A 26,696-nucleotide genomic window follows, 5' to 3' on the forward strand; every position below is an offset into this window, starting at 1 on the left:
CAGCTCCTATTATATTAATTGGGATTCTATCAGGTATAAATTCTAGAGATTTGTTTGTTCAAATGCACGTTCAATAATTGCTAACCCTTTTGCTAATTCCTCATCTGTAATAACAAGAGGTGTTAAAAAGCGAAGGACATTTCCATTAATACCAGCTGAAAGCAATAATAAACCATTATTATTTGCAAATGCAGTAATTTCTGCGGTTCTCTTCTTATTCGGTAATTTACTTGCTCGATTTTCTACAATTTCAGCTGCAACCATTGATCCTGAACGGCGAATATCGCCTATACAATCATGTTTCACAGCAAGCTCTTTTAATTTGCATTCAATTTTCTCACCGATCATTTCAGATTTAGCTAATAAATTCTCTTCATCTATTATATCAATAACGGCTAAGGCCGCAGCACAGGCAACTGGACTTCCTGCATACGTTCCACCGATTTCTCCAGCATCAGCAGCATCCAATATTTCACTTCTGCCAACAACTCCGCTTAATGGCAATCCAGCGGCAAGTGATTTGGATACAGTTATTAAATCAGGAATAATATCAAAATGCTCGATAGCAAATAATTTTCCAGTACGTCCAAATCCAGTTTGAATTTCATCTGCAACAAAAATAATTCCATGTTTTCGACAGAATTCACTTACAAATTGAACAAATTCTTTTGGTGGTATGATAAAACCGCCTTCCCCTTGAATGGGTTCCATCACAACACATGCAACTGTTTCCGGTGCAACAGTAGAGATAAAGAAATCCTCGAACTCTCTGATTACGAGGTTAATATACGCTTTTTCTGACATTTCGTCTGGTTTATGGTACATGTAAGGGAATGGTGCTTGATATACTTCTGGTGCAAATGGACCAAAACCGAACTTATAAGGCTTTACTTTACTTGTCATGCTCATTGTCATATTTGTTCTTCCGTGGAAGCCGCGGGTAAATGAAACAACACCTTGTCGACCCGTGAAGCGGCGAGCAACTTTTACAGCATTTTCAACAGCTTCTGCACCAGAATTAAATAGAGCGGCTTTTTTAGCAAAGTCTCCTGGTGTAATTTCGCAAAGTTTCTCAGCAAGATTAATATAGCCTTCATACATCATGACATTAAATCCAGGATGTAAAAATTTCTCTACTTGCTTGTTAACAGCGGCTGTTACTTTGGGATGACTATGACCAACATTTAAAGTCCCAATTGCCCCAGCAAAATCGATCCATTCATTTTGATCGATATCTATGATTGTTGCCCCGGAAGCTCTCTCAGCTACATTTAAGTTGCCATTACTGATGCCTTTTGGAATGTACTTTATTCTTTTTGCTTGTAGCTCTTCGCTTGTTAAAAAGGATACTGTCATCGTAATCAACCTCCAAGTTTGAATATACTAATAAGTATGCCAACTATCTGGTATAATTAAAAGAACCAGAAGTGAATTATTTTTAGTACCAGTTAGGAGGAGTTTGATGGATTTCCGTGTAGATAAAAAGAGAAAAAGTAAGTTTATTTATCAGCAAGTGTATGAAGGACTTCGCGAAAAAATACTAAAAGGGCAGGTCCATGCTCATGAAAAATTGCCTTCTAAACGTGAATTAGCGGATCAATTACTAGTTAGCCTTAATACCATTACGAATGCATACGAACAATTGCAAACAGAAGGATACATATATACGGTTGAAAGAAAAGGATATTATATTGAAAATATAGATCATATTATTGGGATAGAAAAAGGCATACATAATAAACTGCCTAAAGATTTAAAAGAAAAAGCGACAGATGATAAAGATGGATGGCTGTCCCTATCACATATGACATCAGATTTGTCTATTTTTCCATTCAATGAATGGTTAAAATGCCAGCAAAAGGCAATAAAAAATCATATAAAAGAACTTTCAGAGCTAGCTCATCCCCAAGGGCCATACCAGGTAAGGAAAACAATCTCTAAAATGATTGGTTTAACACGTGGTGTGACGTGTGAAGCCGAACAGATTGTAATTAGTGCAGGTACCCAATTACTAGTAAGTCAATTAATGGAACTGCAAAACCAGGACAGTGTCATAGCAGTTGAAAATCCTGGTTATTTACGCTTTTATTCTCTATTGAAAAAAATGGGTTTTAAAGTGAAACCGATTCCTTTAGATGAGAAGGGAATAGAAATAGAAAAAGTGATATCATCTGGAGCGAGTTTTTTGTTTGTCACGCCATCACATCAATTCCCGACAGGAATAATCATGCCAGTATCAAGGCGGATTGAACTATTGAACTGGGCTGTAGAATCAGGTGATCGATATATTGTGGAAGATGATTATGACAGTGAATTTAAATATGAAACAGACAGTATTCCTTCCTTACAAAGCTTAGATAGGAATAACCGTGTCATTTATACTGGAACATTTTCTAAAACATTATTCCCGGGAATTAGAATCAGTTATATGGTTTTACCGCCAAAACTTTTAAAGGAATATCGTAAGCAATCTGCTAATTGGATGCAAAACAGTAATTCGATGGCCCTTTATACGCTGCATTATTTTATTGAGAGCGGAGCATATGGCAAGCATATTAAACGCATGAGCCATCATTATGAGCATAAAAGAAAGTTACTAATTAAACAGCTCAAAAAAAGGTTTAAAACGAATATAGAAATAGTCGATATACCAGCTGGCTTACATTTTCAAGTAAGTTTTAAAACGAAAAAGACCTATGAAGAAATTTTAGACAAAGCAACACAAGTGAAGTTAGAGATTTATTCAATGACGCGTTTTATGCTTAAAGATAAAATGAAGGAAAATGACAAGGTTGATATGATTTTGGGCTTCGCTAGTATAAAAGAAGAGGATATCGAAGAAGCAGTTGACCGATTATATCAGTGTGTTTAAATGTTAAAACGAAGGAGCGTTCCATACAGAAGTTTATATTTCAGTAAATAAACCTACAGCGCAGCAAAATTAACAATATTCAAACACACTTAAAATTTTAACTATTCTCGACCATATGCCCCCTGTACAAACCTAAGCAATCAGAATGGCTGAGAATCGCCATTTAAGCGCTTTGCGATAAAATTTGTTCTATTTTATAATTGCTTAATGTCATTCATAAAAGTTTGTCGAATTTAAATTTACTGAATTTGGGAGGGGGATTGCTAAAATTATGAGCTCGATATTAAAGAAAGGCATTGTTTTCCTGAGTACAAGTATTTTAATGATACTAGCAGCATGCCAGGGGGAGACTGGCGATTCGAATGAAGAAAATAATGCAGCAGCTGATATTTCAGAAATTGTGGGGATTGAACCGGGATCAGGTACCATGAACATCGCAGAAGAAACAGTTGAAGCATACAATCTGGATCTGGATTTATTACCAAGCACAGAACCGGCGATGATTACGGAATTGCAGCGAGCGATTGAAAATGAAGAACCAATTGTTGTTACACTCTGGCAGCCGCATTGGATGTTCAGTGAATATGATTTGAAATTCCTGGAGGACCCACAAGGAACATTGGGGGAGTCGGAAAATATTCACACAATGGTCCGGCAAGGTCTTGAGGATGAGCATCCATCAGCATACAAGCTTTTAGACAACTTCTATTGGGAAGTACCCGACATGAATGAAGTGATGGCGAAATTTGGACAGAATGATGATGTTGAGCCACGAGAAGCGGCAGAGGAATGGATTGCTGACAACCGGGATAAAGTGGAAGCATGGACAGAGGGGATTGAGCCAGTTGAAAATGAAACGATTGAATTGGCCTATGTTAACTGGGATACAGAACTTTCATCCACAAATGTGGTTGCCCTTATATTGGAAGAACTTGGTTATACCGTGGAATTAACTCCTCTTGATATGGGGATTGCATTTGAAAGTCTTGCTGTTGGTGAAATTGATGGGATGTTAATTGCCTGGCTTCCTGTAGGTGCGGCATCTTATGCTGAGCAATATAAAGACGAAATTGTTGATTTAGGCCCAAGTCTGGAAGGTGCGCAACAAGGTTTTGTAGTTCCGGAATATATGGATATTGACAGTATTGAGGATTTGCCAACAAAATAAAACATAAAGGTTAGGTAGCGATACCTGGCCTTTTTGGTTAGAGAATATAAATAGCGATCTCTTTGCCATACAGCCCACACTAGGGGATAAGCCGTAGTGTGAGCTGTTTAATTATGTTCGGTAGGCCCCTGTATTCATTTGCAATTAATAGGAATCACATATCCTCATTATCTTTGTCATTATTTTTACTGCTTTCATTAAGAACTAAAGCAATATTATTATTGTTTATTAACGGATCGAGATCTGGCTCTTTTTCTTCTTCCCCATAAAATGCTTTGTTCAAGTTTATATTTGCTTCTTCTGTTTTAGTTGGTTTATTTTTCTTCATATAAATCCCTCCTGATCGTATTATTTCCGGAGTTATTTTAGTTATGTACAGCTGTTTAGGTGCACAGTATTTCTAAGGGTAAAAATTACAACTTGATTACACACGGTTTTACTTTTGCAATTTTTATCTAAAACAGTTAATTTATTATTATTAACTTTATGTTTTGCTTGAACGAAATGTTTTTAGGCATGTCACTGAAGGGAGAAAGTTATATGGAAAACGACTGGGATATAGCAAGGGATTCACTTTCGAAAATTACTGTTTCTTCAAATCCAAATAACGAACCTGTAACGATGAGCGGTGTTGCTGATAATTTGAGATGTGTTGGTGTCGGGACTGATGCAGCAGTTTTCCAATCCGTACATGCTCCTGCCTTTGTGTTTAAAAAATATGCTAAGGACAAAATAGATAAAGCTAACGCTGAAGCAAAGGTTTATGGAATATTAGGCGATTCTCCTTTCTTTTCCACATGTTTTGCTTCTTTTGACGAATACTTGGTTTTAAACTATGAGGAAGGGATTACGCTCTTTGACTGTATTCTGCAAGGGATACACATTCCGGAACAGGTTATAAATGATGTGGAGGCTGGCAGGGAATATGTTCGTAAAAAAGGTCTTAATCCACGTGATATTCATCTGAAAAACATTTTGCTTCAAAATGGAAGAGCAAAAATACTTGATGTCTCTGAATACATTCAGCCTGGTAATGATTTCAGATGGGAGCATTTAAAGAAAGGATACGAACAATTTTATCACTTAATTGATGGGCATTCTGTGCCATTTTGGTTAGTTAATACCGTACGAAAATGGTATAACCAGCGTGATAAATATTTTGTTTCCTATGAAGACTTTATTCATTCGATTGCAAATTTCTTGAATAAAAAATAGTTTTTTTCTTAGGAAGCCGATTTAATTAGGGAAGAAAGTTACCATTACCCTTTAAGTAATCCGGAGGTTGTATTTATTCAGCTAGCTCGAGCGTTGTTCAGTCCCTGGGTCACAAGTGTTTTGTTAGTTGCTATATTAGCTGCGGTTATGAGTACAGTAAGTACACAATTAGTAGTTTCAGCTACAGATTTGACCGAATATTTGTATAAACGTTGGTTTAGGAAGAATGCTTCAGAACGTGAGCTTATGGGGGTTATTCGATTGTCTATTATAGTGGTTATTGGTATTGCTGTAATGATAGAATTGAATCCCGAGTCCTCTATTTTAGATTTAGTGGCCTACGCATGGGCTAGTTTTGGTACTGCTTTTGGGCCAGCTGTTTTGTTTTCTCTATATTGTACAGGTACTACAAGAAATGGAATACTGGCTGGTATTATTGTGGGTGGTCTAACCGTAATATTTTGGAGCATACTTACCTCGAATGGAATTATTCCATTATATGAAATTGTACCAGGATTCATTTTTTTTACGATAGCTATTATCATATTTTCGAAAATTGGTTCACGGCCAACTAAAGAAATGAATGAGGAATTTGAGTTGGTGCAAAAAAGTGCAATATAACAAAGTGATGGATATACGGTAGGGGATATTTGGGCGAAAAACTAAATGTAATTGTAAACTATTCAAATCTACCTATTCTGGAGGGAATCGAAATGTTAATTTTATCGGAGAATGATGTCAATCAATCTCTATCCATGAAAGAAGCGATTGATGTCATGCAACAAGCTTTCGTTACTTATGCGAAGCAAGACTATATTATGCCTGAGCGGATGTTCTCACAAGTAAAAGAGGAAGATACATTTTTACTGATGCCTTGCTATGTGGATGATTGTATCGGTTTGAAAGTGGTCACTTCTTTTCCTTCAAACAATGGGCGTGATGAACCTGTAACACAAGGGGTTATTATGATTAATGACAGAGAAACGGGGAAAAATTTGTCCTTGATGAACGGCACTTTATTAACTGCGATAAAAACGGCAGCGGTCTCTGGAGTGGCGATGCGTTATTTTAAGAAAGAAGCAAAGACAATCGGTTTAATCGGTACAGGCTTACAAGGGTTATATCAACTTCTTGCAGCAATTGAATCAACGAACGTAGAACAAATTTACGTATACAACCGTACGCCTGAAAAAATAGAATCGTTTAAAAAGGATTTTTATAAATTAACAAATCAAACTGTTGAAGTGGTTGCAGTCAATTCTGTAGAACAATTGATTCAAAACTCCGAGATTATAATCACTGCGACAACATCCTTATCGCCAGTTATTCCGAATGATGCATCGCTTTATACTGGAAAACTTGTTGTTGGTGTTGGCTCTTATAAGGAAAACATGCGCGAATTACCGGAGGAATTATTTAAGTGCACTCCCTATTACGTTATTGATTCGGAAGACGGCAAGAAAGAATGTGGTGATATTATCGATCCCATTCAAAATGGATGGATCGATCAAAATAACGTTGTTTTACTATCAGACTTAATCATCGGAAATAAAAAATATGATGCCTCAAGTGATAAACCGATTGTATTTAAAACGGTAAGTATGGCATTGTTTGATGCACTAATTGGTAATTATGTTTATAAAAAAGCTCAAGAGCAAAATATCGGTGTAGTTGTAGAAATATAAATAATTATTACTATACGTAAAGGAATGCTGATTTGGTTAGAGAAAGCCCCTTTTTTGATTAGGGGCTACTCTATGGGACGCCACGGTATTTATCCAAGAGACGTTGAAAGAGTTATCTTGAATTCGCTTGGATAACAGAAAATTATAGTAAAAGTTGTTATTGCTGGAAATTCTTTTAATGAGCCGCTCGGAACATTGGCGAAATTTAGTTTTTGGGGAAGTTACAAATTTATAGTATAAGTAGAAGGGATTCATTGGTAAAGCAAATTTTAAATGTACGAATAACTGGGATGATTTTGTTAGTTCTGTTTTGTTTCTTTTATTTTGGCATTCATAAACCACAAATGTTAAAGAAATGAATGGATAAATGAGTCTGTACAAAAAAAGTGCAATATCATGATGAGCTATATATGTGGATTATATAATATCACGTGAGAGTAGTAAGGATTAAGAATTTTTTATTGTTTAAATTTTAATAACAGCTGGATTCGGGTAATTGTTTTTAAATCCAGTTGTTTTCTTGTTATGTGGATGATTTCTAAGTCTTTAATGCCTTATTCAGTTGTTTATTTTAGGATATCTGGATATAGTGGAATAAAAGAAATAGAAAATGCACGGAAATCTGTTAATTTGTTACTACTGAATTAATAAATCCAAACGACAGGAATGATTCCAATGAGCTTAGAGAGAAAGAATCCATACTATGTACAGTTCTATCAGATGATTAAACAAATGATTTTTGAGGGAAAAATTAAACCTGGTGAGCGCATCAATGAAACACAATTTGCCAAAGAGTATAATGTAAGCAAGAGTCCGATAAGAGAAGCGATAAGGATCCTGGAAAAGGAAGGTCTGTTAGTAGTTGATCGATCTAAAGTGATGGTTTATAAGCCTACGTTAAAAGATGTCGAGGATATTTACTATTGCCGAATGGCATTAGAATCATTTGCAGTCAAACGAACAACCAGCATAGCAAGTGATCAAGAGCTGCAGCAAATTGAAGCAAATCTTGATGAAACGGAAGCTGCAATTAATGCCAATAAGGATGCGAATGAAATTATCGCTCTGAATGAACAATTTCATCACTTTATTCTTACCTTTTCTCAAAATCCTCGCTTGCTGAAACAAGTCAATGATTTAAAAGGGCTGATTAATTACTACCGAATTTTGAATTTTAAAGGTGAATGGCGAGCGAAAGAGATATTAAATCAGCATCGGCAAGTATTTCGTTATATCAAAGATAGAAATGAATCGAAAGCTGCTGAAGAAATGATTAAGCATTTGAAAATGGATGTGGAGCATCTTCTGGAGATTTTCTCAGATTCAATAGAGGTAGCAAATCTACTAGAACAATAATAATAGGAAACTAAAACTGTATTCTTTAAGAATGCGGTTTTTTAAAATACTATTGCTAAAAGACAGAATTTATTATATAGTTTGTTTAGCATAAAGAGTCGACCGACGACTAAAATCATTCATTTTCATTAAGGAGACAGATTAAATGAAGAAATTTCAGATCGCTTCCATTCCAGGAGATGGGATTGGTAAAGAAGTTGTTCCTGCTGCTATCAATGTTTTGGAAACGGTGTCAGAATTGCATGGTGGGCTTTCCTTTGAATTTACAGATTTCCCATATAGCTGTGAATACTATTTAGAGCATGGAGTCATGATGCCTGAAGATGGGCTGGAGAGATTAAAAGATTTTGACTCTATCTTTTTGGGGGCTGTAGGAAATATTAAACTTGTTCCGGATCATGTCTCATTATGGGGTCTTTTGATTAAGCTTCGACGTGAATTTGAACAAGTAATTAATATGAGGCCAGCCAAAATTATGCGTGGCATCCAATCTCCACTGGTTAACCCAAAGGACTTTGATTTAATGGTTGTTCGGGAAAATAGTGAAGGAGAATATAGTGAGGTTGGCGGAAGGATCTTTCGCGGAGAGGATGAGGTTTCTATTCAGAATAATATTTTCTCCCGCAAAGGTACAGAACGTGCAATGCGCTATGCATTTGAGTTGGCATCTAAACGAAATAAACATGTAACGAGTGCCACAAAGTCAAACGGAATTGTTCATACAATGCCATTTTGGGATGAAGTTTTCCAGGATGTGGCCAAAGATTATCCAGATATTCAAACAGACTCCCAGCATATCGATGCCCTGGCCGCTTTTTTTGTAACACATCCAGAAAAATTTGATGTAATTGTCGCCAGTAATTTATTCGGTGATATTCTAACCGATATTGGTGCTGCCATTATGGGAAGTGTTGGAATTGCACCAGCTGCAAATATTAATGTAAATGGAAAATACCCATCCATGTTTGAACCTGTACATGGCTCAGCACCAGATATTATTGGAAAGGGCGTTGCTAATCCGATTGGCCAAATCTGGACAGCTAAAATGATGCTTGACCATATGGGGGAAGAAGAAATTGGGACGGTTGTTTTAGATGTGGTCGAGAGTGTTACGAATGACGGAATTACGACCCCTGATATAGGTGGGAAACATACTACAAGGGAAGTTACAGAGGAAATTATTAGTCGTTTGAAGGCTAAAGCATAATACAATAGGAAAGTTTAAATAGGGATCTATCAGGTATCTGATAGATCCCTATTTTTAATTTTTGCGTCCTTGCTGATTCAGGGAGTAGGGCGTTTCCAACTAGGTAAATTAGTGCCACATGGAATAGACTTGATAGAAAAATGGGCTCCAATTACCAGCAAAAACATCTTACTTTTATCTTAGTTTTCGAAAAGCAGTGAACCTGAACGGTTGTTTTAATCATTTTCAACGATGCAGTTTTGCGTCTGATTCATCAGACTAAATAAATATTTTAGAAAATTACTAAAAAATATTGAATTCTGATTTGAGTGGTGGTACTATATAAAATAACAAAATGAATGAATATATTCATTAAAGGAGTATATGAATTGAATAATACAATTAACTCTTCAAAAAAACTAAAGGAAACGCTTACAAATTTTATAATGAATGAAAACATTACTCCTAATAACCGTCGAATTGCAGAATATATTTTATTGAATTATAAGTCGGTTGCCTTTATGACGGCATCAGAATTAGCAGAAAAAATAGGAGTCAGTCAGCCTACTATTACTAGATTTGTTGCAATCCATTTAAAGATTGACAGGTTTAGTAAATTCATTAAAGAAATTCAAAACATTATACGATTGGAAGTTACTACCCTTGATCGCCATCAAATGAAAAAGGAAAATCAGGATTCTGATTTTTATTACTTTATTGATCAGGAAATTGACAGTTTAAAAAGTATTGGTGATTACATCTCGGAAGAAAAGCTAGATTATATTGCTAAGAAAATAGCTGGTAAGAAAAAAATTTTAATCCTTGGGTTTCGTTCAGCAAAGCCATTAGCCGATTATTTTTACTTTTTTTTAAGAAAAATACATCCAAATGTTCAAGTTTGTTTCCGTGCTGATAGTGAAGTGCTTGATACACTCCATTCTATAAATGTTCAAGAATCACTCATTTTGCTGTTTGCTTTTCCTAGGTATCCAAATGAAATGATTAATGTAATCAAGTATTTAAAAGAAAAAAAGTACCCATGTATTACTATTTCAGACAGTTATAAATTGCAAGAAATCGGAGTCTGCAATGTTGATTTAGTCACTCCAATTACCCTAAATAACTTATTTGATTCTTATACATCGACATTCAGTGTTTTAAGTATTCTTTTAGATAAAATCGGTAGGGTTGATTTTGAGCAGTCTCAAACCATGCTTAACAATTTAGAAGATCTATACCGAAAGAATCAGGTTTTTTTCACTGAACAAAATGCAGCCCAGAAAGGAAATAATAAATGATAAAAATAAATATGGATCGACTGGTAAGTAATTTACAAACCCTTGGAAAAATAGGGCTAAATGAATCAGGTGGGTTGGACCGAACGGCATTTACTGATGCAGAGCTACAAGCCAGAAATTGGCTGTTCGAAAAATTAAATGCAATAAATTTGACGGTTAAAGTAGACGAAATAGCAAATATATGGGCTAAAAGGGAAGGTTCGAACCCAAAGTATCCATCCATTGTATTTGGTTCTCATATTGATTCGGTGCCAAATGGAGGGAAATATGATGGAGCCTTAGGTGTTTTAATGGCATTAGAAGTAATGCAAACACTAGAAGAGAACGGAATCCAAACAACTTATCCATTGGAATTGGTGTCCTTTAGTGCAGAAGAAGCAAATCCATTTGGGGTTTCTACTTTAGGAAGCAGAGCAGCAGCTGGAAAATTGAAGCAGCAGGACATTTTTAATGCGATAAATGACGAAGGTATGACGTTAACTCAGGCACTACAAAAAGCAGGAGGTGACCCGGTTCATTTTGAAAAGGCAAAAAGGAATCCAAATGAACTGGCCGCCTATCTAGAAGTCCATATTGAACAAGGCAAAAGACTCTTAAACAGAGAGATTCCAGTTGGAATTGTGACCGGGATAACGGGAATATACCGAGAGCAAGTGACCGTATCTGGTGAAGCTAATCATGCAGGAACAACATTGATGAAAGACAGGACAGATGCTCTCATGCAGGCTTCTGAAATGATGCTCGCCTTTGAGACAGCGGTTAAGGATTATCCAGATGAAGAATTGGTAGGGACGATTGGAAAAATTGAGAATTACCCAAATGCCGCCAATGTAATACCAGGCCAGGTTGAACTACATATTGAGATTAGAGGAGGGTCAAGGGATGCTATCCAAGACGTCATAAACAAATGGGAAAAAAAGCTAGAAGAAATAAGGCAACGTAGAAACGGAAAGGTACACCGCCATGTCACAAAGGATCAATTACCAGTGACAATGGATCCAATTCTGATGGACACTTCTGAACAAGCAGCAACAAAGTTTGGCTATGCAACAATGAGGCTTGGCAGTATGGCAGGTCATGATGCGGCACATATGGCAACCCTTACGAAAGCGGGGATGTTATTTGTCCCAAGTATAGACGGAAAAAGTCATTGTCCTGAAGAAGAAAGTAGAAAGTCAGATATTGAAATCGTTTGTAACACACTACTTCATTCCATTTTATTGTTAGATCAACAGTTAAGTAAACAATTTCAACTTATTTATTCCAAATAAAGAAAGAGGGAAAAAAGGTGAATTACCATTTTGATACCATTGTTATTGGCGGAGGAACCATGGGAACCGCAGCAGCTTATTATTTGTCAAAAAAAGGACAGCGGGTATTAGTACTGGAGCAGTTTTCCATTCCTAATGATAAGGCAAGTCATCATGGGGATACACGCATGTTTCGATTAGCAAATGGAGATGGAGAAAAATATGTGCCATTGGGGAAAGCAGCACTTCGTCTGTGGGAAGAGCTAGAAGCAGATACAGGAAAAACACTATTTCAAAAATCGGGTGCGCTATCGATAGGTTATTCGGGGTCAGATTTTATAAAAAAAGCGATAGAAAGCTCTGTAACACATCAATTAGAATATGAAAAATTGACAGCAGATGAAATCAAGGATCGCTGGCCAGGGATCACTATTCCAGATGATTATTATGGCTGTTTAGATCCGAATGCTGGATTTCTATTTAGTGAGGAATGCATTAGAACATATAAAGAGGAAGCAGAGAAATTAGGTGCTGTTTTAAAAGAATACGAGCCGGCAACAGAGATAATCCGAATGCGAAATGAAGTAAAAGTGATAACAGGTAAAGAGCAGTATTCGGCTAATCATTTAATTATTACAGCTGGAGCGTGGACACACAAACTAGTAAAAAATATCAATCTGCCAATAACGATCATACGAAAGACCATCGGCTGGTTTGAACCAATGAAAAAGGGAATGTACGATCATCATTTTCCTTGTTTTGTCTTTAAAACAGAATCGGACGGGAATTATTATGGATTTCCAAATTTTAACGGTTCTGGTGTGAAATTAGGAAGAATGGATGAAGGGCATTTGTCAGATCCTGACAAGCTGAACCGTGAATTTGGCTCTTTTGAAAACGATGAAGGAGATTTAAGGAGATTTTTGGAAAAATATATGTCAAATGCAAGCGGTACTATGCTGAATGGAAAGGTTTGTATGTTTTCTATGACACCGAATGAGGATTTTATTGTGGACAGGGATCCAGAATTTGACAATATAATTATTGCTGGAGGATTTTCCGGTCGCGGATTTAAATTTGCCAGTGTTATAGGAAGTATTCTTTCCGATTTAGTTGTCGAGGGCGAAACTACTCATGATATCTCTTCTTTTCAGATTAAGCGATTTATGGAACAGCAGGCTTAGTGAATAGTTTTTAGGATTTTATAAAACCAGTGATTGTAAACGTTTTTATGAATCGATTGCTGATAGTCTAGCTTAAAAAATGCATTAGCAGCAAAAAACAATAAACATTGAGACTAAACGAAAAGGGGTAAGGTAAATGCAATATCGAATTGGAATAGATACTGGTGGAACATTTACAGATGTATCCTTGGTGGAGGAAAGTACAGGAAAATCCTTTATTACGAAGGTACCTTCTACTCCGAGTAATCCTTCATTAGCCGTTATTAATGGAGTAAAGCAAATCGTACAAGAAACTGGTATTGACTATCAGGATATATCCTTTTTTATTCATGGAACTACAGTAGGGACAAATGCCTTACTTGAACAAAAAGGAGAAAAAACAGCTTTATTAACAACAAAGGGCTTCAAAGATATTCTTCAAATTGGGAGGCAGACGCGACCAAAGCTCTATGATTTCAAGGCACGCAGATCAGAACCTCTAGTACCTCGTAATTTACGGTTAGAATTGGATGAGCGGATTGATACACAAGGTAATATTTTAAAAGGGATTGATAGAGGTGAGGTTATTGAATTATCAAAAACACTAAAAAAATATAACATAAAATCACTTGCTGTATGTTTTATAAATTCATATGCAAACCCATCCCATGAAACGGAAGTTAAAAAAATACTTAATGAGCTGATACCGGAAACCTTTATTACTCTATCTTGTGAGGTTCTCCCAGAATTTAAGGAATATGAACGTACAAGTACAGTAGTAGGAAATGCGTATGTCTTGCCAAAAATGAAATATTACCTTGAGCACTTGAACGATAATTTAAAGGAAATGCAAATATCTAGCAATCTTTATATCATGCAATCAAATGGTGGAGTTATTGGTGCTGAAACAGCGATTACTATGCCAATCCGTACAATTTTATCTGGACCAGCGGGAGGGGTATTAGCTGGGACTATTGTGGCTAAGAATACATCCTATAAGAATATTATTACGATTGATATGGGGGGAACTAGTTTAGATACTGCCCTCATTGAAAATGGAGAGGCTCAATTCACAACCATGAGTGAAATTGATGGAAGGCCAGTAAAAGTACCGATGGTTGAAATGCATACAATTGGATCTGGTGGTGGTAGTATCGCTTGGATAGACGCTGGCGGCGCATTACGAGTTGGACCACATAGTGCAGGGGCAGATCCAGGACCTGTTTGCTATGGCAATGGTGGGGAAGAACCGACTGTTAGTGATGCTAATGTGATACTTGGCCGGTTAAATCCGAATTCCATTCTGGGCGGGAAAATGAAGATGGATGTGGAATCGGCAAGGAAAGTCATAAAAGAAAAAATTGCTGATCCACTAGGATTAACGATAGAGGAGGCTGCAGAAGGAATATTAAAGGTTATTAATACTAATATGATGCGCGGAATTAGGGTCATTTCAATTGAAAAGGGACATGATACGCGTGATTTTTCATTAATGGCATTTGGTGGAGCGGGACCACTTCATGCTGTAGATATTGCTAACGAACTTGGTTCCAAAGAGGTAATAATTCCACCAAATCCTGGTATTACTTGTGCGGAGGGAATGCTTAAGGCCGATGTAAGACATGATTATGTACAAACATATACCTCGACTCTTTCAGTCTTGGATTTTAATCAAACAAATAATATTTTAGCAGCGTTATCACAAGAGGCGATTGACGAGCTTAGTAATGAAGGCTTTGAAAATCAGGATATTGAATTACAAGCTAGTCTTGATCTCCGTTATGTGCGTCAAGCGTATGAAATTAACATCCCACTAGTGGATGGCAGTACAGTAACAGAAGCATCTCTAAGTGAAGCAGTTAAGACATTTCATGAAATGCATGAAAAAATCTATGGATTTAATCGCCAATCTGAAGAACTGGAATTAGTTAATATCCGTTTAATTGGTATAGGGAAAATTAAAGAATTACAAAATACAAAACAAGAAATTGCTTTAAAAAATAATATTGAACCTGTGAGCGAACGTAACGTATATTTCGATGGTTCATTTATTCAAACTCCAATCTATCAACGGACTGATTTGCACAGCGAAGTGACAATTGCAGGACCAGCTATTATTGAACAACTTGACTCCACAATTGTTATTTATCCAAAGCAAAAGGCGGTCACAGATAAAAGCGGAAATTTAATCATCAATCTTACGAATACGGATGCAAAGGAGGAAGCGGAATATGAGTACTCAGCAAATTGATGGAATTACACTTGAGATAATGAAAAATGCTTTTCATACAATTGCGGAGGAAATGGGTGTAACACTTATACGAACAGCTCTTTCTACAAACATTAAGGATCGAATGGATGGTTCAACAGCCATTTATACAAAAGATGGGGAATTAGTAGCACAGGCAGAGCATGTTCCCCTCCATCTTGGTTTAATGCCCTCTGTAGTAAAGGAAGTATTAAAGATATTTCCTCCGAATCAATTAAAACCTGGGGATGCCATTTTAATTAATGATCCGTATATAAGCGGGTCCCATCTTCCTGACATCTTTATGATAAGTCCAATTTTTTACCACGGAGAGCTTGTAGCACTAGCAGCGAATGTTGCCCATCATGTCGATGTTGGTGGAATGGCTCCGGGGAGTATGTCGTCAAAGGCGACTGAAATCTATCAAGAGGGTTTACGACTTCCAGGGATACGGATTCGCAGGGAGGGTGTTCTTGATGATGATATGATCAGACTGCTTGAAACGAACGTCCGTACAGGGAAGGAAGTACTTGGTGATTTATATGCACAGCTTGCAGCAAATAAATTAGCTGAAACAAGGATAGTTGAGTTATTTGAAAAGTACTCCGTTGAATTTGTTTTCAATTGTATGGAAGAAATTATGAATTATTCTGACCGCAGGATGCGAGCAGCAATCCAAAATGTTCCAAACGGCAGCTATGAATTCAATGATTTTCTAGAAGGTGATGGAATTACAGACGATTTAATTGAAATAAAGGTCAAGGTTGTTATTAAAGATGATGAAGTGGAAGTCGACTTTACAGGTACATCAAAGCAAGGGAAGGGACCAATTAATTCGACACAAGGTGTCGTAAATGCATGTGCGTATTATACGCTTAAATCTGTTTTAGACTCTGAGGTACCGCCGAATGCAGGTGCCTATCGAAGCATAAAAGTTATTGCGCCTAAAGGCACGATTGTTAACCCGAATTTTCCAGCGTCTGTTTCCAACGCCAACCTGAATACCGCTCAACGAATTGCAGATACGATTTTCGGTGCAATTTCACAAATTCTGCCTGAAGAGTCGATGGCAGCATGTTCAGGAACAATGAATGGATTTGCGATTGGTGGATTTGATGAAGAAAACAGCGAGTATTTTTCATATGTAGAAACATATGGTGGAGGTCAAGGTGGATTAATAGACTTGGATGGTATGGATGGAGTTCATACAAATATGACAAATACACTGAATACTCCTGTGGAAGTAATGGAACAAACGTTTCCGTTTCTTGTAAAAAAATATGGATTGGTTGATGGAAGTGGAGGACCGGGAAAGCATCGTGGTGGATTAGGTTTAATGCGTGAGATAGATGTGTTAGTCGATGATTCCACGCTTACCCTAATGTCTGATCGTCAAAAAATTTCACCATGGGGATTATTTGGTGGAGAAGGTGCCAAAACCTCATCATGTACACTTGTCACTCCAGAGGGGCAACGGAAAAATTTGTCCTCAAAAGTAACAATTACTGTTCCAAAAGGAAGTTCGATCATCCTTTCAACTGCTGGAGGTGGAGGCTACGGTTTGCCGAGTGAACGGGATACAAAAGCAGTCCTGCAGGATGTAGTTCATGGAAATATCAGTGTAGAACAAGCACGTGATCAATACGGTGTTGTGATTAATGAAGAGACATTAATGGTTGATGAGTTGGAAACGGAAAATTTACGTAAAAGAATGTAAATGCATCAAACATATATGGAAGGAATTTTAAGTTTTAAATGAAGAAAGGGGATAATTATATAAAACTAATAAGATATTTAACGGAATGAAACAAATTTAGGAGGATTCTATGAGGTTAGAAGGAGAAGTCGCAATCGTAACAGGTGGCAGTCAAGGTATCGGGAGAGGAATTACGGAATTATTCGGACGTGAAGGAGCAAAAGTTGTTTTTGCAGATATAAATGAAGAAGTTGGACAACAAACAGTAAGAGATTTTGATCAGCAAGGGATTCAAGCGTTTTTTAAGAAAACAGACGTTAGTAACGAAGAGAGTGTTATCAATCTGGTAGATTATGTAGTTGAGGAATTTGGTAAACTGGACATTTTGGTTAATAATGCTGGAATCACCTACCGTAAAGCAGTACATGAAACTACCTTAGATGAATGGAAGAAGTTAATAGATATTAACTTAACCGGTGCTTTTCTATGTAGTAAATATGCAATTCCAGAAATGCAAAAACGAAATTATGGATCCATTATAAATATGGCATCAACACATGCAAATACAACTATAACTAGGCTTGCAGCATATGCAACTGCCAAAGGCGGCCTGACTGCGTTAACACGTCAAATGGCACTGGATTACGGCAAAAATCAAATTAGAGTGAATGCAGTGGCACCAGGGTCTGTAGAATCTCCAATGTTACAAAAAACTTATGAGGACTTAGGGGATCCTGAAGAAGCGTTTAAACACACTTTAGAATTTAATCCTATGGGACGTCTGGGAAAAGTTGAGGATATTGCGAAAGTATGTTTATTCCTGGCCTCAAAAGACTCTGAATATGTAAGTGGTCAAACGATTTTTGTGGATGGTGGACAAATCAATAAATTTGCAAGACCAATAGCTTTTGATTGAAAGATTATGAAGTTGTTTTAAATGCCAATCAGCACTCCATCGAGTAAAAATGAGTAAATATAAAGTTCATATATTGGATTATTTTTGATATGAAGGACGCTAGATTAAATAAAGGGAGGTCATACAAGTGGAAAAACAAATAAATGAAAAACAATATGATGGATCCGAAATGGATGAGGTGAAATCACCTCCGTTTAAGATGATTGGTGCGTTTTTATTATTAACTGTAATAGGTGTTCTATATGCATATAGTTGGAGTCTGCTACTTTAAAATTAATAAGAGTGGGGTGTTTATATGGCAATCACTTTATTCGTCATCTACTTTGGAATAATGATTATTATCGGTCCACTTGCAGCAAAAATGATGAAAAAGAAGGATGCAGGGGATTTTATTTTAGCAGGTAGGTCCGTACCTCTTTTCCTTGTAGTTGGAGGTATTATCGCAACATTAATTAATGCTACTACATTGCTTGGATATGGTGGTTCAGGTTATTCACTAGGATTAACTGCTTACTTTTCAAGTATGGGATATATGGTAGCTCTAGCATGGATGGGATACTGGTTTATTCCACGGCTGCGAAGAGCAAACTTAACAACGATCCCAGAGTTATTTAATCGTTTATTTGGAGTACCACATAAACTAGCAGCAGTTATTCTAGTAATGTGCCGTGACATTGGGGTAACTGCAGGTTCAGCTCTAGGAATGGCAATCGTTTTTGCATCTGTATTTGATATATCACTCGACATGGGGCTTATAATTACACTTGGAGTCACCATAATTTTCATGGTAATTGGTGGAATGTGGGCTGTAATGATAACCGATACTATACAAACTGTTATCATTTTAGTTGGAACAACAATTATGATTCCATTGGGGATAGCTTACATTGGTGGTTGGTCGGAATTTATCAATAACATACCAGCGACTCACATCGATATTTTTAGTGCAGGTGGATCCCAGACTTTTGCTTGGTTTATTGCGGGGACACTTACCTTTATAGGATATCAAACGTTAATTCAAAGAGGATTATCTGCTGATAGTGATGAAACGGCAAAGAAATCATTTGTTTATGGTGGTTTTATTGCGCTTGCTTGGTACATGGTTCCATTTGTAATAGGTATTATAGCTTTAGTTATTTTCCCGGAAATAAATGCATCAGATGCATTTATTAGCCTAACCCAGCTTTTTGGATCAGTTGGAAGTATTATATTTGCAATAATAATTGTTGCATCAAGTATTTCTACACTAAGCTCAACAGTTTTAACTACTGCTTCAAATATCTCAATAGATATTTATAAACAATGGATAAAACCACAAGCTTCTGAAAGACAGGTTGTTTTGGTCACACGAATTTCAGTTGTAGCAGTAGCAATAATTGGTACATTAATAGGGCGATCATTACCTTATATTCTTGAATTACTCCTTACTGGTGGAAGAATTATGGCTGCATCTCTGGCGCCAGTATTCATTGCTCTTGTGTTCTGGAAAGCAGCGCGTAAGGCATATTATACAACACTTGCAGCAATGTTTTTAGGTGCATCTGGAACGATTTTTGGGGTTGTTTTAGGTAACCGAGCGGCAAGTAATTCAGAAGGAGATGTAGTATTTGTGTGGGGGCTGGACCCTGTTTTAATTGGTCTGCCAATAACCCTATCTGTCCTTATATTAGGAACGTTGCTTGAAAACAAAATTAAACGAAATAAATTAGCGAAGGACATTAGTTCAGATTCCAATATTTCATAAAGGAAAATCATAAAATTCCGTTACCTTTTATTAGAAAAGGGAGTGTACGGTTGAATGCAGATGAAGCGGAAATTGGTGTTGGGGGAATGGGAAGTGCAGCAGCATGCTTCTCGAGTGCGAAAGTATTAGGATTTGAACGATATTCCCCATTTCCTCAGGAAATGCTATGACTGTCTCTTATCCAATAGATAATTGTTGATTACTCTTGTAAAAAAAGAAGAATTTACCTATGGTTATGTTTCATTCTGCTCATTCATCTTTCGGCTGTTAACTGAGATTTTGCAAATATTCACTGGACAATTTTCATATTAGTAGAATGAAATGGAAAAAACAGCGACTATTTAAGAAAAACGAATTTTGCTAAGGAAAGGAAGTAATAAAAAATAAGGGGTTGATTAGATGACTTTGTGGGATGTATTAACAGACGTTGGATTTATTTCTTTATTGCTGCTAATTGGTGCATTTTTAAGGGCAAAGATAAAATTTATACAAATGCTGTTTTTGCCTGCAAGTTTAATAGCGGGTGTTTTAGGTTTAATATTAGGTCCAAGTGGTTTATCGATTATACCTTTTTCAGATAATTTGCCAGTTTACTCAGCTGTTTTAATAGCAATAATATGGGCATCCTTGCCTTTTACTTCAAAACTGGAATCCTTTACAAGAATAATAAAAAATGCGAAAAACATGTGGGCTTTTTCTCAAGTACTTACCATATTGCAGTGGGCAGCAGGAATGCTGTTTGCCTTGTTAATTTTAAATTCCTTTTGGAATGGATTACCAAATGGTTTTGGTTTAATGTTTGCGGCAGGTTTTTTTGGAGGTCATGGAACAGCTGCAGCTCTTGCTGATGGTTTTGGAACGAATTGGCCAGAAGCACATTCTCTTGGAATGACTTCAGCAACAATAGGTATCATAACAGCCATTGTTGGAGGTATAATAATAACGAAATTTGAAACACAGCGGGGTAAAACATCGTTTATAACTAGCTTTAAAGAACTTCCAAATGAATTAAGAACAGGCTTAATAGAAAAAAATGACAGAAAGCCATTTGGATATAATACAGTTTCCGCAATGTCAATTGATCCATTAATTTATCATAGTGGATTACTTATCCTTATAGCTATGATAGGTTACTATTTAAGTGAATTAGCTAATGCAATATTTCCACAGATAACCGTTCCAGTATTTTCTTTAGCCTTTATTCTAGGCTATATTATCGTACTTATTTTAAAAGCTTTAAAGGCAGATTCTTATTTTGATAAACAGATTTTTGAACGTACAAGTGGTGCTTCAACTGATCTGTTAGTTGCCTTTGGAGTCGCATCTATAAACATCTCTGTAGTATCAAGTTATGCAGTTCCGTTATCTCTTTTATTACTATTTGGTATTGCGTTCTGTTTATTTCTGTATTTCTATTTGGCACCTAAGTTCTTCCATCAATACACTGTTGAAAAATCACTCTTCTGTTGGGGATGGGGTACAGGAACTGTTGCAATGGGAATGGCATTGTTGCGAATAGTCGATCCTGAACTCAAAAGCAAAGCTTTAGATGAATATGGATTGGCCTATATCCCAATAGGATTTATGGATATTATTACGATTGCATTACTGCCTACATTAATAATATCTGGTCATCATTGGTTTTTCACATTCACCGCTCTTGCTATAGGTATATTGATATTAGTCGTAACTAAATTATTAGGCTGGTGGGGAAAAGCACCAACAAACATACAGCCAACAGAACGAAAAATAGGTAGCTAAAAGGAAGGAACAATTAAACTAAGAAGAACGGATGCCGTAGATGCATTATATACGGGCTAAATGACAAAAAAGGATGAATATATCTAACCACAGGGAAAGGTGATTACTTACTGGGAGCCAGAATTGCCACTAACAATTTTGAACAAACTTTCAGATCATCCTTTCCCTATATTCGTTGTTTATCAAGCACCTAATTGTATTTTATAAAGCAATACCGGTAATTAGGAGTTATTGAGTGTAAATAGACTAACTTCAGCAGAGGAGAAATAATGAATGTATGAGAAAATATTAAAGGCAGCCGAACGACTAGAGGGTATTGTGCATAAAACACCGGTTATGACTTCAACGCTTCTAAATGAAATAACTGGCAACCAGATTTATTTAAAATGTGAAAACTTTCAGCGTGTGGGAGCGTTTAAATTTCGTGGTGCTTATAATGCGATCAGTTCACTCTCACCGGAAATAAGAAAAAAGGGTATAGTAGTATTTTCTTCAGGCAACCATGCTATGGCTACAGCCTTGACCTGTAAAATTCTTAATGTACCAGCTACTGTTATTATGCCTGAGGATGCCCCAATGGTAAAGGTTGCAGCAACGAAAGGCTATGGAGCTACTGTGATATCCTATAACCGTAACAGTGAATCTCGGGAAAAAATAGCGGAGGAACTTGTTGAACAATACGGCTATACGCTTATTCCACCTTTTGATGCTGAAGAAATACTTGCTGGCCAGGGGACAGTTGCCAAGGAACTGATTGAAGAAGCAGGGGAACTTGATTACCTTTTTGTTCCATGTGGGGGTGGAGGACTATTGAGTGGCTGTGCAGTTAGCACAAAGCATTTGCTTCCTAAGTGCAAGGTGATAGGAGTAGAACCGTGCCTATCAGACGATGCCACTATATCATTTAAAACTGGTGTATTACATAGGGCTGAGTCTGCAAATTCAATCGCGGACGGTCTGAATACCCCTTCATTAGGAAAAATCACTTTTCCGCTGATTCGTGAATATGCTGATGATTTTGTAACTGTTTCTGAAAATGAGATTCTGACTACTATGTACTATTTATGGACAAGACTAAAAATTGTAGCTGAACCTTCAGGAGTGGTTGGTCTAGCAGCAGCGTTTCATCAAAAACTATCACTGGAAAATAAGAAAATTGGCGTAGTAATAAGTGGTGGCAATGTTGATGTCAAAGAAGTTGGGAATCTGTTTGATAGTATTCCCGATCTGCATTCGAAAACATAATGTTTTTAGGACTATTTATGGACAATAAAAGAGTAGAATTGATTGAAAATGATATTACGATTAAACCGTCAGAAATCCTATTAACCTGGGATTTCTCTCTGCAGTGTGTGCATGCTCAAGATGGATAACCGCCTATTATTACCATTATACCAGCAACAGAACAAGTTCAATAAACACGGTAACTTCATTACATCGGTATGAAAAAAATTGTATAAAACTACCAACAAAACTACTATTTATTTAATGGAATTTTCGAAAAATAGTAAACCTGTCCGATTGTTTTAATTCCTTATCATTGATAATCTATTATTGAGTTACAATAATTTTACGAGGAGGAGTAAAATGACTGACAGGAAAAAAGTATGGTTTGAAAATGCCGAACGTAAACTTGACCCTGGCTTAGTGGAACAATTACGACATTCTCGAAAAGTAACCAATCAGGAATCCAACAACAAGGAAATCCCCATTATCGTTTATTTGAAAAAGAATTGTGATCAAGGCAAAAAAGACGACCTCTTAAAAGTATGCAATGCAGACTCCTGCAACAAGCTAGGCAGAGAACTCCGAAGTATAAATGCGATGCAAGGACACCTAACACCAGATCGAATAAAGGAAATTAAAGACCATGAAGCAGTAGATCGGATTTTTTATGATCGGATTGTAACTTCCTTTTTGGATATTGCCTGTGAGCAAACAGGTGCTGTGAAAGTTAAAGAAGAGCTTGGATTAACGGGCAAAGGAGTTACGATTGCGGTAATAGATACAGGTATCCACCCACATGAAGATTTAACGAATCCTGAAAATCGAATTATCGCTTTCCAAGACTTGATAAACGGGGAAAGTGAGGCCTATGATGATAATGGACACGGGACACATTGTGCTGGTGATGCAGCAGGAAATGGAAGCCTCTCTAATGGAAAGTATGTGGGGACAGCCCCAGAAGCTTCTCTTATTGGAATAAAGGTTTTAGATGAACAAGGAAGCGGGAGGTTATCCGCTATTATTGAAGGCTTGGAATGGTGCATCGATCATAAAGAAGAGCATAATATCCGCATCATCTCACTTTCACTAGGAGCACCTGCTTATGAATCGTTCAGGGATGATCCATTATCATTAGCTGCTCAAGCTGCGTGGCATGAAGGGATTGTTGTATGTGCTGCTGCTGGAAACAGTGGACCTTCTGCAGCAACAATCAGCACTCCTGCAATCGACCCATTTATTATTACAGTTGGGTCAACGGATGATCAGAACACATTAGAGCGCGCGGATGATGTTATAGCAGATTACTCCAGCAGGGGCCCTACAATTGATACGTTCGTAAAGCCAGATATTTATGCACCGGGTACAAATATTATTTCTCTACTGGCTCCAGGATCAGCGATTGAATCCGAATTGCCGGAGATGGTTATCGATGAAAATTATCTCCAATTATCTGGTACATCTATGGCAACTCCGATTTGTGCGGGGATCATTGCTTTAATGCTGGAAGCCAATCCGAATCTCAGTCCGAATGATGTTAAGAGCATTCTAAAAGCGACATCTCATCCAACACTTGATGATATATGGGGGCATATCGAAGCTGAAGGTGCTGTCCGTATGGCACAGAATTATCAGCTGCCCGCTTCAACGGAAGCAGTTTAAGGAAGCTTAACAGGGGAGAACACTAGTGTTCTCCCTTTTCCTATTTCATCAATAACTGACTAGCAGATTTATAGACAATAAAACTGTCCCTCCTTCATTGTATGTCTATACCAAAAACAGCCGTAAAAGGTAACCTGATAATATTTCTTTTAATAAAAATATTATCTGATTATTATCTTGAAAAGCTTACTGAATTGTATTAAGGTTAGATAATAAAAAACTAGTTAAAAAACAAACTTTTAACTAGAATTTTTTAACTATTCTTAAAGTGGTAAAAGGAGGGGAAACTTTGAATGCTGTGGAGGCAACAGAGTTGGATTCAAAGTACGAAAGTAAAGGATTGGCAAGGGAGTATATAGGAAAAACAGCTTTTTTTATATCCGTTTTAGCTGTTATTTGGTCAATATTCCAGTTATACGCAACAGGAACTGGGGCACTTGATGCGATTCGCCTTCGAGCATGGCATATTATCTTTTTGCTGATGATGGCTTTTTTATTATATCCGGCTCGTAAGAGAAAAAAGGAAGTTATGAAATATCCGAAAGTCTTGGATATCATATGCATTATTTTATCGCTCGTTTCTTTTGGCTATTTTCTATTAAATTATAATCATATTGCTTTAAGAGGCGGCTTTCTTCTAACGCAGGATTACATATTTGGTGGAATTGGAATATTAATGGTATTTGAAGCGGCGAGGAGAGTAGTAGGAAACTTAGCGATACTTGCGTTAATCTTTCTGCTTTATAATTTCCTTGGCCATATGATACCTGGGGTTTTCGGTCACGGTGGCTTTAGCTTTAATAGAGTGATTGATCATATGTTTTGGGGAAGCCAGGGAGTCTTTGGTATAGCTATTGGTGTTTCGGCTACTTTCGTTTTTTTGTTTATTTTATTTGGAGCATTTCTCCGAATAAGTGGATTTAGCCAATTTATTAATGATCTTGCGCTGACCATTGCCGGACGTTCTCCAGGAGGACCGGCTAAGGTAGCTGTACTTGCCAGCAGCTTAATGGGGATGATTAACGGAAGCGCGATTGCCAATGTTGCAACCACAGGTACGATCACCATTCCGATGATGAAGAAAAATGGGTATAAAGCGCGATTTGCAGCAGCTGTAGAAGCTGTTGCATCTACTGGTGGTCAGTTCGCCCCGCCGATTATGGGAGCAGCCGGTTTTGTGATGGCAGAATATTTAGGGGTTTCTTATACAGTTGTTATGGTCGCAGCTATTGTCCCCGCTTTTCTTTACTATTTAACACTTATTTTTGTAGTGCATTTTGAAGCAAAACGATTGGGTCTGAAAGGGATATCTAAAGAAAATCTTCCGAAAATTCTTCACGTTTTAAAAAAGCAAGGACATCTCTCCATCCCGCTTATTGTTTTGATGGCTTTATTATTTATGGGATATACACCGCTTTATGCAGCAGTGTTTTCTATTCTTGCCTGTGTTGTCGCAAGCTGGATCCGTCCTGAGACAAGAATGGGAATAAAAAAGATTCTTGCAGCATTGGAAGAAGGCGCAAAAGGTGCTATTGGTGTAGGGATGGCCTGTGCGGTTATTGGGATTATTATTGGGACGGTTTCTTTGACAGGACTCGGACTATCTTTTGGTTATAGCATTATGGAATATACAAATGAAAGTATTCTCATTGCAGCATTTCTAGTTATGATCATGAGTATTATTCTTGGAATGGGTGTTCCAGGAGTGGCTGCTTATGTTATTGTCTCAACCGTTGCAGCACCAGTACTTATTGAACTGGGAGCTGAGCCGCTGGCCGCGCATATGTTTGTGCTGATCTATGCTTGTTTGTCTAATGTTACTCCTCCTGTAGCACTTGCTTCATTTGTTGCAGCAGGTATAGCAGATACGAACCAGAATAAAGTATCTTTAACAGCGATGAAGCTAGCATTGGCCGGGTTTATTCTGCCATTCTTTTTCATATTTGAACCAGATTTACTGATTAATATGGAAACGCCGATGGAGAGCATTATTCCAACAATCACTGCTTCAATTGGAGTAATCGCATTTGCTTCCGGTTTGCAAGGCTGGCTGATTACATTTGCATCACCACTTGAGAGACTATTACTTATCATTGCGGGGATTTTCATGATTGAACCTAGTCTTATGCTTGATCTTGTTGGGGTGGGAATAATCATTATATGTATTGTTTGGCAATTCGCGAAGGATAAGAAAAATAAACAGGATGATTTCTCTGAAACGATCAAACTCACAAAATAACATGAAACATTAT

General features: G+C 37.1%; 21 protein-coding genes. 19 read left to right on the forward strand and 2 right to left on the reverse strand.

Features of this window, described 5'->3' with window-relative positions; genetic code table 11:
* Positions 1-42: 42 nt before the first annotated feature.
* Complete coding sequence (gabT, locus tag NSQ77_RS15455; protein WP_339226942.1) at positions 43-1,356, reverse strand: 4-aminobutyrate--2-oxoglutarate transaminase; 1,314 nt, start codon at positions 1,354-1,356, stop codon at positions 43-45.
* Positions 1,357-1,462: 106 nt separating this feature from the next.
* Here gabT and NSQ77_RS15460 point away from each other — a divergent pair, with 106 nt between their 5' ends.
* Together NSQ77_RS15460 and NSQ77_RS15465 are read left to right on the forward strand one after the other, a co-directional pair.
* Positions 1,463-2,872, forward strand: a complete 1,410-nt coding sequence (locus tag NSQ77_RS15460) for a PLP-dependent aminotransferase family protein (protein WP_339226943.1) — start codon at positions 1,463-1,465, stop codon at positions 2,870-2,872.
* A 271-nt stretch (positions 2,873-3,143) separates the two neighbouring features.
* Positions 3,144-4,040 (forward strand): glycine betaine ABC transporter substrate-binding protein, encoded by an 897-nt coding sequence (locus NSQ77_RS15465; protein ID WP_339226944.1) that lies wholly within the window; start codon positions 3,144-3,146, stop codon positions 4,038-4,040.
* 154 nt (positions 4,041-4,194) lie between these two features.
* On the opposite strand, the gene NSQ77_RS15470 is transcribed toward NSQ77_RS15465, so the two are convergent.
* Complete coding sequence (locus tag NSQ77_RS15470; RefSeq protein ID WP_339226946.1) at positions 4,195-4,368, reverse strand: hypothetical protein; 174 nt, start codon at positions 4,366-4,368, stop codon at positions 4,195-4,197.
* A gap of 212 nt (positions 4,369-4,580) precedes the next feature.
* Here NSQ77_RS15470 and NSQ77_RS15475 point away from each other — a divergent pair, with 212 nt between their 5' ends.
* The 17 genes from NSQ77_RS15475 (at position 4,581) to NSQ77_RS15555 (ending at position 26,683) form a co-directional block, all read left to right on the forward strand.
* The gene (locus NSQ77_RS15475) at positions 4,581-5,255 is read left to right on the forward strand and encodes a serine/threonine protein kinase (protein ID WP_339226947.1); all 675 of its coding nucleotides are present in this window, start codon (positions 4,581-4,583) and stop codon (positions 5,253-5,255) included.
* A gap of 24 nt (positions 5,256-5,279) precedes the next feature.
* Positions 5,280-5,876, forward strand: a complete 597-nt coding sequence (locus NSQ77_RS15480; protein ID WP_339231030.1) for a hypothetical protein — start codon at positions 5,280-5,282, stop codon at positions 5,874-5,876.
* 92 nt (positions 5,877-5,968) lie between these two features.
* Positions 5,969-6,940: an ornithine cyclodeaminase family protein gene (locus NSQ77_RS15485; RefSeq protein WP_339226948.1), complete on the forward strand. Its 972-nt coding sequence runs from the start codon at positions 5,969-5,971 to the stop codon at positions 6,938-6,940.
* A gap of 666 nt (positions 6,941-7,606) precedes the next feature.
* On the forward strand, positions 7,607-8,296 hold the full coding sequence (locus tag NSQ77_RS15490; protein WP_339226949.1) for a GntR family transcriptional regulator: 690 nt from the start codon (positions 7,607-7,609) through the stop codon (positions 8,294-8,296).
* A gap of 145 nt (positions 8,297-8,441) precedes the next feature.
* Positions 8,442-9,503 carry a tartrate dehydrogenase gene (locus NSQ77_RS15495; RefSeq protein ID WP_339226950.1) on the forward strand — a complete coding sequence of 354 codons (1,062 nt, stop codon included), beginning with the start codon at positions 8,442-8,444 and terminating at the stop codon, positions 9,501-9,503.
* 368 nt (positions 9,504-9,871) lie between these two features.
* The gene (locus NSQ77_RS15500; protein ID WP_339226952.1) at positions 9,872-10,780 is read left to right on the forward strand and encodes a MurR/RpiR family transcriptional regulator; all 909 of its coding nucleotides are present in this window, start codon (positions 9,872-9,874) and stop codon (positions 10,778-10,780) included.
* Positions 10,777-12,051: a Zn-dependent hydrolase gene (locus NSQ77_RS15505; RefSeq protein ID WP_339226953.1), complete on the forward strand. Its 1,275-nt coding sequence runs from the start codon at positions 10,777-10,779 to the stop codon at positions 12,049-12,051. Before NSQ77_RS15500 ends, NSQ77_RS15505 begins: the two co-directional genes overlap by 4 nt.
* Before the next feature lie 17 nt (positions 12,052-12,068).
* The gene (gene solA, locus NSQ77_RS15510; RefSeq protein ID WP_339226954.1) at positions 12,069-13,214 is read left to right on the forward strand and encodes an N-methyl-L-tryptophan oxidase; all 1,146 of its coding nucleotides are present in this window, start codon (positions 12,069-12,071) and stop codon (positions 13,212-13,214) included.
* Between the two features lie 136 nt (positions 13,215-13,350).
* On the forward strand, positions 13,351-15,444 hold the full coding sequence (locus NSQ77_RS15515) for a hydantoinase/oxoprolinase family protein (RefSeq protein WP_339226955.1): 2,094 nt from the start codon (positions 13,351-13,353) through the stop codon (positions 15,442-15,444).
* Positions 15,425-17,158, forward strand: a complete 1,734-nt coding sequence (locus NSQ77_RS15520; protein ID WP_339226956.1) for a hydantoinase B/oxoprolinase family protein — start codon at positions 15,425-15,427, stop codon at positions 17,156-17,158. The genes NSQ77_RS15515 and NSQ77_RS15520 overlap by 20 nt, the downstream gene beginning before the upstream one ends.
* A 109-nt stretch (positions 17,159-17,267) precedes the next feature.
* Positions 17,268-18,053 carry a glucose 1-dehydrogenase gene (locus NSQ77_RS15525; protein WP_339226957.1) on the forward strand — a complete coding sequence of 262 codons (786 nt, stop codon included), beginning with the start codon at positions 17,268-17,270 and terminating at the stop codon, positions 18,051-18,053.
* Between the two features lie 127 nt (positions 18,054-18,180).
* Positions 18,181-18,324 carry a hypothetical protein gene (locus NSQ77_RS15530; protein WP_339226958.1) on the forward strand — a complete coding sequence of 48 codons (144 nt, stop codon included), beginning with the start codon at positions 18,181-18,183 and terminating at the stop codon, positions 18,322-18,324.
* Between the two features lie 24 nt (positions 18,325-18,348).
* Positions 18,349-19,797 (forward strand): sodium:solute symporter family protein, encoded by a 1,449-nt coding sequence (locus NSQ77_RS15535; protein WP_339226960.1) that lies wholly within the window; start codon positions 18,349-18,351, stop codon positions 19,795-19,797.
* A gap of 399 nt (positions 19,798-20,196) precedes the next feature.
* On the forward strand, positions 20,197-21,558 hold the full coding sequence (locus NSQ77_RS15540) for a sodium/glutamate symporter (RefSeq protein ID WP_339226961.1): 1,362 nt from the start codon (positions 20,197-20,199) through the stop codon (positions 21,556-21,558).
* Between the two features lie 273 nt (positions 21,559-21,831).
* Positions 21,832-22,803: a threo-3-hydroxy-L-aspartate ammonia-lyase gene (locus tag NSQ77_RS15545; protein WP_339226963.1), complete on the forward strand. Its 972-nt coding sequence runs from the start codon at positions 21,832-21,834 to the stop codon at positions 22,801-22,803.
* Positions 22,804-23,145: 342 nt separating this feature from the next.
* Positions 23,146-24,444, forward strand: a complete 1,299-nt coding sequence (locus NSQ77_RS15550) for a S8 family peptidase (protein WP_339226964.1) — start codon at positions 23,146-23,148, stop codon at positions 24,442-24,444.
* Positions 24,445-24,742: 298 nt separating this feature from the next.
* Complete coding sequence (locus tag NSQ77_RS15555) at positions 24,743-26,683, forward strand: TRAP transporter permease (protein WP_339231033.1); 1,941 nt, start codon at positions 24,743-24,745, stop codon at positions 26,681-26,683.
* Positions 26,684-26,696: the final 13 nt, after the last annotated feature.

The organism is Oceanobacillus sp. FSL K6-2867 (genome assembly GCF_037963145.1).
Taxonomy (GTDB): domain Bacteria; phylum Bacillota; class Bacilli; order Bacillales; family Amphibacillaceae; genus Oceanobacillus.

Excerpts from the sequence above, each read along its gene's own strand:
- gabT (WP_339226942.1), bottom strand. The coding sequence starts at position 1,356 with ATGACAGTATCCTTTTTAACAAGCGAAGAGCTACAAGCAAAAAGAATA.
- NSQ77_RS15460 (WP_339226943.1), top strand. The coding sequence starts at position 1,463 with ATGGATTTCCGTGTAGATAAAAAGAGAAAAAGTAAGTTTATTTATCAG.
- NSQ77_RS15465 (WP_339226944.1), top strand. The coding sequence starts at position 3,144 with ATGAGCTCGATATTAAAGAAAGGCATTGTTTTCCTGAGTACAAGTATT.
- NSQ77_RS15470 (WP_339226946.1), bottom strand. The coding sequence starts at position 4,368 with ATGAAGAAAAATAAACCAACTAAAACAGAAGAAGCAAATATAAACTTG.
- NSQ77_RS15475 (WP_339226947.1), top strand. The coding sequence starts at position 4,581 with ATGGAAAACGACTGGGATATAGCAAGGGATTCACTTTCGAAAATTACT.
- NSQ77_RS15485 (WP_339226948.1), top strand. The coding sequence starts at position 5,969 with ATGTTAATTTTATCGGAGAATGATGTCAATCAATCTCTATCCATGAAA.
- NSQ77_RS15490 (WP_339226949.1), top strand. The coding sequence starts at position 7,607 with ATGATTCCAATGAGCTTAGAGAGAAAGAATCCATACTATGTACAGTTC.
- NSQ77_RS15495 (WP_339226950.1), top strand. The coding sequence starts at position 8,442 with ATGAAGAAATTTCAGATCGCTTCCATTCCAGGAGATGGGATTGGTAAA.
- NSQ77_RS15505 (WP_339226953.1), top strand. The coding sequence starts at position 10,777 with ATGATAAAAATAAATATGGATCGACTGGTAAGTAATTTACAAACCCTT.
- NSQ77_RS15515 (WP_339226955.1), top strand. The coding sequence starts at position 13,351 with ATGCAATATCGAATTGGAATAGATACTGGTGGAACATTTACAGATGTA.
- NSQ77_RS15520 (WP_339226956.1), top strand. The coding sequence starts at position 15,425 with ATGAGTACTCAGCAAATTGATGGAATTACACTTGAGATAATGAAAAAT.
- NSQ77_RS15525 (WP_339226957.1), top strand. The coding sequence starts at position 17,268 with ATGAGGTTAGAAGGAGAAGTCGCAATCGTAACAGGTGGCAGTCAAGGT.
- NSQ77_RS15535 (WP_339226960.1), top strand. The coding sequence starts at position 18,349 with ATGGCAATCACTTTATTCGTCATCTACTTTGGAATAATGATTATTATC.
- NSQ77_RS15540 (WP_339226961.1), top strand. The coding sequence starts at position 20,197 with ATGACTTTGTGGGATGTATTAACAGACGTTGGATTTATTTCTTTATTG.
- NSQ77_RS15545 (WP_339226963.1), top strand. The coding sequence starts at position 21,832 with ATGTATGAGAAAATATTAAAGGCAGCCGAACGACTAGAGGGTATTGTG.
- NSQ77_RS15550 (WP_339226964.1), top strand. The coding sequence starts at position 23,146 with ATGACTGACAGGAAAAAAGTATGGTTTGAAAATGCCGAACGTAAACTT.